This is a genomic window from Streptococcus sp. CL8.13, from assembly GCF_049737895.1.
Genome location: NZ_JBKOTT010000111.1, coordinates 1 through 3,014 on the forward strand (window position 1 = coordinate 1; position 3,014 = coordinate 3,014).

Annotated in this window: 3 protein-coding genes, 1 tRNA gene and 1 pseudogene; all 5 read left to right on the forward strand. The window is 41.4% G+C overall.

The window, feature by feature from the left end; all coding sequences use genetic code 11:
- On the forward strand, window positions 1-590 hold a 590-nt coding region (gene leuD / locus ACLNCN_RS04305; RefSeq protein WP_424844700.1), incomplete at its 5' end, for a 3-isopropylmalate dehydratase small subunit.
- Between the two features lie 27 nt (window positions 591-617).
- A complete protein-coding gene (locus ACLNCN_RS04310; RefSeq protein WP_084887036.1) occupies window positions 618-1,397 on the forward strand; it encodes an L-threonylcarbamoyladenylate synthase in 780 nt (259 codons plus the stop codon).
- A 198-nt stretch (window positions 1,398-1,595) separates the two neighbouring features.
- On the forward strand, window positions 1,596-2,582 hold the full coding sequence (locus tag ACLNCN_RS04315; protein ID WP_000931175.1) for a GMP reductase: 987 nt from the start codon (window positions 1,596-1,598) through the stop codon (window positions 2,580-2,582).
- Window positions 2,583-2,648: 66 nt separating this feature from the next.
- Window positions 2,649-2,720 (forward strand) — tRNA-Arg (locus ACLNCN_RS04320).
- A gap of 183 nt (window positions 2,721-2,903) precedes the next feature.
- Window positions 2,904-3,014, forward strand: a pseudogene (locus ACLNCN_RS04325) (ribonuclease III domain-containing protein); the annotation flags it as partial.

Genomic DNA, 3,014 nt, shown 5'->3' on the forward strand with positions numbered 1-3,014 from the left:
AGAAATTTACAGTTTATACGGGAACGACCGTTCCTCTCATGAATGATAACATCGACACCGATCAAATCCTACCCAAGCAGTTTCTCAAGTTAATTGATAAAAAAGGCTTTGGTAAGTACCTCATGTATGCTTGGCGTTATCTGGACGATAAGTATACTGAGGATCCAGACTTTGTCTTTAACCGACCTGAATATCGGAAAGCCAGTATTCTCATCTCAGGGGATAACTTTGGGGCAGGATCTTCGAGGGAACACGCAGCTTGGGCTCTAGCGGACTATGGTTTCAAGGTCGTGATTGCAGGGTCTTTTGGTGATATTCATTACAATAATGAACTCAATAATGGCATGTTGCCTATTGTACAGCCCAGAGAGGTTCGAGAGAAACTAGCTCAGCTACAACCAAGTGACCAGGTAACTGTGGACTTGGAACAACAAAAAATCATCTCACCAGTTGGAGAATTCACTTTTGAAATCGATAGTGAATGGAAACACAAACTCTTAAATGGTTTGGATGATATCGGAATTACCTTGCAGTATGAAGATTTGATTGCTGCTTATGAAAAACAACGACCAGCCTACTGGCAGGATTAGAAGAAAAATAGAAAAGGAAATAGAACTATGACAAAACACATTCAATGGAACGGAACACTTTCACAAGAAGGCTATGACATTTTAAAAGGTGAGGGAGGGTGCATTGTTTGCCCTACAAAAGTCGGTTATATCATCATGACTAGCGATAAGGCAGGACTTGAACGCAAGTTTGAAGCCAAAGAGCGTAACCGTAACAAACCAGGTGTTGTTCTCTGTGGTAGCATGGATGAGCTTCGCGCTTTAGCACAACTCAACCCAGAAATTGAAGCCTTCTACCAAAAACATTGGGACGAAGATATTCTTCTTGGTTGTATCCTTCCTTGGAAACCAGAAGCCTTTGAGAAATTGAAAGCTTATGGGGATGGCCGTGAAGAGCTGATGACTGATGTGCGTGGTACTAGCTGTTTCGTTATCAAGTTTGGGAAAGCTGGTGAACAATTGGCTGCCAAACTTTGGGAAGAAGGCAAGATGGTCTATGCCTCATCTGCAAACCCATCTGGAAAAGGAAACCGTGGTAAAGTAGAAGGTATCGGAGAACGCATCGAAAGGGCAGTTGACCTTGTTATCGAGGCAGACGACTATGTGGCATCTATCCAGCCTGACAAAACGATTGAAACTCGCTACGAGCAAGGTGTGATGGTCTCTATGGTTGATAAATACGGTAAACTCATCCCAGAACAAGGAGGAGCACGTTCAACTTCACCAGCTCCAGTTGTAATCCGCAAAGGGCTTGACATTGATAAGATTATGATGCACCTGTCAGACACCTTTAACTCATGGGACTACCGTCAGGGAGAGTATTATTAGAATGTAGAAGAAGTGGGGAGAAAATAATCTCTCCTTTCTTTTGTTATTTACACAATAAAAGCCGAACGATATATTTTAATTCATAAAATAATTTGACAAAAACCTTACTTTGTTTTATAATTGATTAAGGAAACGTCGGAAAAGGCGTAGAGATGCGCAAGCATAGGTAGGTCATTACAAAAGAAACGAGACATCAATATGTTAAATGAATTTCCAATTTTTGATTACGAAGATATTCAATTGATTCCAAATAAATGTGTCATTAAAAGCCGTGCAGAAGCAGATACAAGTGTCACTCTAGGAAATCACACCTTTAAACTACCTGTTGTGCCAGCAAATATGCAGACGATTTTGGATGAAAATGTAGCAGAGCAACTAGCTAAAGGTGGCTACTTCTACATTATGCATCGTTTTGATGAGGCAGGACGCATTCCTTTTATTAAACGCATGCACGAGCAAGGACTCATTGCTTCTATCTCTGTCGGTGTTAAGGATTATGAGTATGATTTTGTTAGCCAGCTCAAGGCTGATGCTCCTGAGTACATCACGATTGATATTGCCCATGGTCATGCGGATAGCGTGATTTCTATGATTCAACACATCAAGAAAGAATTGCCAGATACCTTTGTCATTGCTGGAAATGTGGGAACACCAGAAGCTGTGCGTGAATTGGAAAATGCTGGTGCGGATGCTACTAAGGTTGGTATCGGTCCTGGTAAGGTTTGTATCACCAAGGTCAAGACTGGTTTTGGTACAGGTGGTTGGCAATTGGCTGCTCTCCGCTGGTGTGCTAAGGCTGCGCGTAAACCGATTATCGCTGATGGTGGGATTCGTACTCATGGTGATATTGCCAAGTCTATTCGCTTCGGTGCCAGCATGGTCATGATTGGTTCCCTCTTTGCAGGACATATCGAAAGTCCAGGGAAAACGATTGAAGTTGATGGTGAACAGTTCAAAGAGTACTATGGTTCAGCTTCACAATATCAAAAAGGTGCTTACAAAAATGTGGAAGGCAAACGTATCTTGCTTCCTGCCAAAGGTCATCTGCAAGACACTTTAACTGAGATGGAACAAGACCTTCAAAGTGCTATTTCTTATGCAGGTGGACGTCAGGTTGCTGACCTTAAACACGTTGATTATGTTATCGTGAAAAACTCCATCTGGAATGGGGATGCTTCCCACTAAGACGGGCTATCCGTCTAGAAAAAAACTTGTTATTAGAGCAAATTTCTGTTATAATAAAACAAGTTTCCACCCTTAGTGTAATGGATATCACGTAAGATTCCGGTTCTTGAGATGGGGGTTCGATTCCCTCAGGGTGGATGTAAACATCCTAAGAAAGCCTTTAACAGGGCTTTTTTCTTTACACAGCCCTAAATTGGTCCTTAAAACTGAAAATCTCTTTTTAAAGAATTTCCAAATGCTCTTCAGTCCCGTTTTAAAGTGACTCAGGGGGCTTTTTTTGATATAATGAAAAGGACTGTTATCAGTTAGAAAGAGGTTGGTATGAAAGAATTACAAACTGTACTAAAGAACCATTTTGCAATCGAATTTGCAGACAAAAATTTACTGGAGACTGCCTTTACTCATACGAGTTATGCCAATGAGCACCGCCTC

Coding starts and splice junctions, on each gene's coding strand:
- ACLNCN_RS04315 (WP_000931175.1), top strand. CDS start 1,596: ATGTTAAATGAATTTCCAATTTTTGATTACGAAGATATTCAATTGATT.
- ACLNCN_RS04310 (WP_084887036.1), top strand. CDS start 618: ATGACAAAACACATTCAATGGAACGGAACACTTTCACAAGAAGGCTAT.